This is a genomic window from Phyllobacterium sp. (genome assembly GCF_037994405.1).
In the GTDB taxonomy this organism is placed as follows: Bacteria; Pseudomonadota; Alphaproteobacteria; order Rhizobiales; family Rhizobiaceae; genus Phyllobacterium.
The window spans coordinates 1-3,995 of record NZ_JBBNAN010000395.1; the positions used below are offsets into that span (position 1 = coordinate 1).

The following is a 3,995-nucleotide window of genomic DNA, read 5'->3' on the forward strand; positions in this document are numbered from 1 at the left end:
GCAGGAACCTGTTTGGGACTTGTCAGACCGCGTGTTTGGCAAGCCTGTGATTACCCGAAGGCAACAAATCTCGGTTGCCGATCACCTTTCTCGTCATAGCGTCGTGATTGACAAAAGACATCAATGACCTTTCTACATATTAACCCACCTACGGCGTGCCGTAGGCTCAAAGGCCTCCAAAGGAGAAATCCAAGTGGCCTTTGCTTTATCTAAGGCCTTCTATGCGGACAAGGCGGGCATCATTCACAACGCTGCAATCGCACTCTGCCATTCCGGATCGATCGAGCCGAAGCCTGTCCGAATTATTGGAGCAGACGTAGCGCTATCTGCTGCATGCTGGCATAGTTAAATGACATCACGTTTAAGTCCTATGCGATGGATTGAAACGTTGCGCCCCGAGCAGAATCCGTTCTGCCTGGACCAAATTTACGAGGAGGACAACGCCATGCACGCAGCCAACCTGCAAATTGAAGGCCTGTGTCTCGCTCTCGCTTCGATTAACCGTTTGCTGGTTGCCAAAGGAATTGTCACCCAAGAGGAGCTGGACAACGCGTTCGAGAAAGCAGAGGCCACTGCACGCGGCGACAATCGATTTGCCGGGAACATGTCATCTGCAAACCGAGATGCCGTTTGCTTTCCAATACGAGTGCTTCAAATCGCCAATGACACCGGTGCCGAAACGCCTTGGTCATTTTCCGAACTCGCTAAACTTGTTGCGGGTACAAAGGAACCCTACGGCGACAGACGCTAGACCGTAGCCGGCCTTAAAGGTCATGAACGGCACATCTGTTGCGCTCGCCATGGCAAGCACTTCTCGTGCGGTTTTCGCTTCGTAACCGTCGCCGGTTGACGGGGCCGACTTCTTCTCTGCTTTTGCACCTGAAACAGAGGTAATCGGCGCCGAGCCAAGCCTTAAGAGCGGGGCTGTTTTTGACGGTATCCCAATCGTTCTGCTCGACTTCGAGTGTACCGCCATTGCTAGCAATGACTGGCCAGCCGAATGCCGAAGCCTCCTGGACGGTTGTTGGTGATCGTGTTCTTGGGCATCTGAGCTCTCCTTAAATGCCGTCGAGGTGGCCGACAACGCCGGGACGGCGGTTTCAAAACCGCCAAGCCGGAAGATGCCAGGCACTTCGAACTTGCGCGGACGTTGTTTAGCCTTTGGCCAGCGAAGAGGCATCGGTACGATTTTCGCCGCACCCGGATCACGACGATAGCTGTCTTCGAATTCTTTGCCGCCTGCTCCATTAAGTCGGGGGCAAGGACAATTTTTTCGCGGTGCTCGGCCTTCCCTGCCATCCGCTGTAATGCTCGCAATCGAACGGCGATGCCGTATTCTCAAGGAACTTCTTGCGGGTTCGCCTCGAAGAGCACTTTCCTTTTGGGGCCAGTCCGGAGGCTGCAGCAACGACAGAGGGCTGTCGAAACATGTTAAGGCTTTCACAATAAAGGTTTTGACCTCATCGGATAATTTCGCTTTGGTCATGAGTGCGTCAAAGTCCGGTCAAAAAAGGTTATGCAAATGACAGTTGAGACAAGGAGCGTGACATTCATCATCAGCGCTGAGACTAAAGTGGACGGTATCGTACTCCCCCCAGGAAAGTATCATGGCATCGAGAGGCGCTGGCACTCCAACGAGGATGAAGCACCAACTGCCTCCGAATATCAAATGAACCTCACAGAAGAGGATGTAAGACGCGTGCGTGGTTTGAAAAGTTTTCACGGGGCTATCATCGATGCAACCCCGAACGTCAAAGACGGATCACTGAAAGTATTTTAGGCCGCACGCAGGTCGCACGTACCGCATGCATGGGCGATCCGAGCATCGGCAATCTCGGAATACCTCGACACCTGACCACTTCGACCAGCGCCACTGCCTCGGATGGTATGCGAGCATAAGCGGGATGGCGATAGCTAAAGGTGCTCTTGTCCTACATAGATGCCGGCTTCCTTGGCTGCATCGATAAAGGCTTGTCGTGCCTGGGTGCAGGTTATTTTACCGTCCAAAGCATCCTGGCATGCTTGGCGAGCTTCCAGCAGTTTCTCACCCACTCGCGTCGGCCAATACAGCACGAGCAGTTCAGCGGCTTCTGCCACAGATCTTATGTTTCGGACCTGTCCGGGAGTGTCGCTTAAAATTGTCACATATGGGAACGGCAAATCGCGCATGTACGGAAATGTCCAACTAAATAGCTCGTTAATAGCGCCCTTCTCAAACGTAGATATCTGACTCCTTCACTGCATCGATGAAGGCATCGCGGGCAGCGCTGATACCGACCGCGCTTTCCGCCACATCCAGACAGGCAATATGTGCCTTTAAGTGCGTCGGGCCCTTCTCTGTCGGCCACTCATGGGCAAGGAACTCACCGACGGATGTTATGGTCCGATAGCGACCGACCTCTTTTGTTGCAACTGTGATGGCTCTGAACGGATACTTGCGCATATTGCGAAACGCGTGCGGACCAATTGCGGTTCCAAGGGATGAGCGTATGGGCGATGTCGCGCAAACGATCGGAACGGGCTAATGAAAAAACGGCGCAGCAAAGTTTGTAGTAGCGCGCCCCATTAACACAGTTTCATTCTCGACTCTCTGCGCATTTTGCATAAAATGGGCACCCGCTGGAGGAGCCAAGGCTGATGCTTTGGAAGGCTATTGAGTTCGCACTACGTGGAGGGTTCCATGCCGCAAAGACTCAACTTCAAATCAGATTGCCCGACGTGCGGGGTGACGTACCTCTATATTCCAACCGGGGTAACCAATTCCACCGTCATCCATTGCAGTTCGTGCGATACCCCACTTGGGATGTGGTGCCACCTTGAAACATCCTTCGTTGCGCAAGTTGGGGTGGACGGCATACCCGAGAGGGACGACGGCGACATCATCCGGGAAGCGTAGCTTCCTGTAAAGAAATCGATGGAATGGAATCGCCGGCGCTGCTGTGCTTGTGTAAGCGCATGGAAGATTACAAACCATTCAAAATTGTTTCCGTCCTCCAAGGCGGCAGGTCGGGAGGAATCACATCCGCCTACGATGCCGCCTTACATCTTGGAGAAATGGCCCGATGATGCAGGCGGGCGAAAGCTGGCGACTGCGAAAGCAATCCTGTTGAAATGCCTGGCCGGTGATTGCTCGGCGGCGGTGGCACACGTAGCCTTGGTCGAGGCAGCAAGAGAGGCGGATATCTTTATCGAGACAACACCTTGCCCGCCGGCGACTGGCAAGCTTGAGCGCTGGGGCAAGTCAAAGGCACGAAGACCGACTTGAATCCGTCCATCCGAGGGCCTGGCGCGAGCTCATTAGCCGTCGCGTGCCTTCGGCAGTTCAGCAAGACGCTTGTCCAGTTCTGCAAAGCCTTCCGGTGCGCCAGACTCCAAGCGGCGGTGCATCGCAAGGCTGCTGTTGATCAGGATGCACGCTACGTTATCGATCGTAGCGTCGAATTCTTTCGCGTTGGTAAAGCTGGAAATCACCACTCGGCGTTCTTTTGTTGGCGCGATTGGATTGCCGGGCTTTCACCTTTGTCCGGAAGCGTACAAGATGGAACGAAGTCGGTTATAGATTGTTGCTACATGGCTGATCTTTAGGTCAGCTGAGATCCTGACACACCCCCCGTAGAGAGTCAGGGCTCAAAGATTAGACGGTGTGCCACAAGTTCGCCGTCGCTTTTTTGTACTGTCGCCTCAAGCGTCAGTCGTCCGTAACGTCGTTCCGTGCACGTAGCGCAAGGGCATCAGGCGATTGCTCCACGCACGGCGCAGAACAGCGCATAAATGGCACCGTGTTTCATGGCAATTTCCTGAGAAATTAGTAACTTAGCACCGTATTCTCAACATAAATAGCTACTATTTGGGCCGATCGATTGGGGGTATAATACAAAGGCTGAAAACCGCCCCCCCGGATTCAGCAAAGACCTGGCGCCGCCCTTCTCTCCAACCCGGCGCTGAGTCGGGGTCTGGCGCCTATTCTCCGGAAAAAGGCGTCAGACCTTTTAAGA

Annotated in this window: 7 protein-coding genes; 3 read left to right on the forward strand and 4 right to left on the reverse strand. The window is 53.9% G+C overall.

Annotation, left to right across the window (positions count from 1 at the left end; all coding sequences use genetic code 11):
- The first annotated feature begins 445 nt into the window (after window positions 1–445).
- Window positions 446–751 (forward strand): hypothetical protein, encoded by a 306-nt coding sequence (locus tag AAAC48_RS21875; RefSeq protein ID WP_340656220.1) that lies wholly within the window; start codon window positions 446–448, stop codon window positions 749–751.
- Here the strand turns inward: AAAC48_RS21875 and AAAC48_RS21880 are convergent.
- The gene (locus AAAC48_RS21880; RefSeq protein ID WP_340656214.1) at window positions 689–1,486 is read right to left on the reverse strand and encodes a hypothetical protein; all 798 of its coding nucleotides are present in this window, start codon (window positions 1,484–1,486) and stop codon (window positions 689–691) included. The two genes, AAAC48_RS21875 and AAAC48_RS21880, sit on opposite strands and share 63 nt — an antisense overlap.
- A gap of 36 nt (window positions 1,487–1,522) precedes the next feature.
- On the opposite strand from AAAC48_RS21880, the gene AAAC48_RS21885 reads away from it, so the two are divergent.
- On the forward strand, window positions 1,523–1,780 hold the full coding sequence (locus tag AAAC48_RS21885; protein ID WP_340656215.1) for a hypothetical protein: 258 nt from the start codon (window positions 1,523–1,525) through the stop codon (window positions 1,778–1,780).
- 134 nt (window positions 1,781–1,914) lie between these two features.
- Here AAAC48_RS21885 and AAAC48_RS21890 read toward each other — a convergent pair whose 3' ends face one another.
- Both AAAC48_RS21890 and AAAC48_RS21895 read right to left on the reverse strand, forming a co-directional pair.
- Window positions 1,915–2,169, reverse strand: coding sequence for a DUF982 domain-containing protein (locus AAAC48_RS21890; protein ID WP_340656216.1), 255 nt, complete (start codon window positions 2,167–2,169; stop codon window positions 1,915–1,917).
- A 43-nt stretch (window positions 2,170–2,212) separates the two neighbouring features.
- Window positions 2,213–2,443 carry a DUF982 domain-containing protein gene (locus AAAC48_RS21895; RefSeq protein WP_340656217.1) on the reverse strand — a complete coding sequence of 77 codons (231 nt, stop codon included), beginning with the start codon at window positions 2,441–2,443 and terminating at the stop codon, window positions 2,213–2,215.
- 588 nt (window positions 2,444–3,031) lie between these two features.
- Here AAAC48_RS21895 and AAAC48_RS21900 point away from each other — a divergent pair.
- Window positions 3,032–3,265, forward strand: coding sequence for a DUF982 domain-containing protein (locus tag AAAC48_RS21900; protein WP_340656218.1), 234 nt, complete (start codon window positions 3,032–3,034; stop codon window positions 3,263–3,265).
- 32 nt (window positions 3,266–3,297) lie between these two features.
- Here AAAC48_RS21900 and AAAC48_RS21905 read toward each other — a convergent pair whose 3' ends face one another.
- Window positions 3,298–3,474 carry a hypothetical protein gene (locus tag AAAC48_RS21905; RefSeq protein ID WP_340656219.1) on the reverse strand — a complete coding sequence of 59 codons (177 nt, stop codon included), beginning with the start codon at window positions 3,472–3,474 and terminating at the stop codon, window positions 3,298–3,300.
- Between the last annotated feature and the right edge of the window lie 521 nt (window positions 3,475–3,995).

Bases quoted from the DNA above. Each gene is read 5' to 3' on its own strand.
- AAAC48_RS21875 (WP_340656220.1), top strand. From the start codon at position 446: ATGCACGCAGCCAACCTGCAAATTGAAGGCCTGTGTCTCGCTCTCGCT.
- AAAC48_RS21880 (WP_340656214.1), bottom strand. From the start codon at position 1,486: ATGACCAAAGCGAAATTATCCGATGAGGTCAAAACCTTTATTGTGAAA.
- AAAC48_RS21885 (WP_340656215.1), top strand. From the start codon at position 1,523: ATGACAGTTGAGACAAGGAGCGTGACATTCATCATCAGCGCTGAGACT.
- AAAC48_RS21890 (WP_340656216.1), bottom strand. From the start codon at position 2,169: ATGCGCGATTTGCCGTTCCCATATGTGACAATTTTAAGCGACACTCCC.
- AAAC48_RS21895 (WP_340656217.1), bottom strand. From the start codon at position 2,443: ATGCGCAAGTATCCGTTCAGAGCCATCACAGTTGCAACAAAAGAGGTC.
- AAAC48_RS21900 (WP_340656218.1), top strand. From the start codon at position 3,032: ATGCCGCCTTACATCTTGGAGAAATGGCCCGATGATGCAGGCGGGCGA.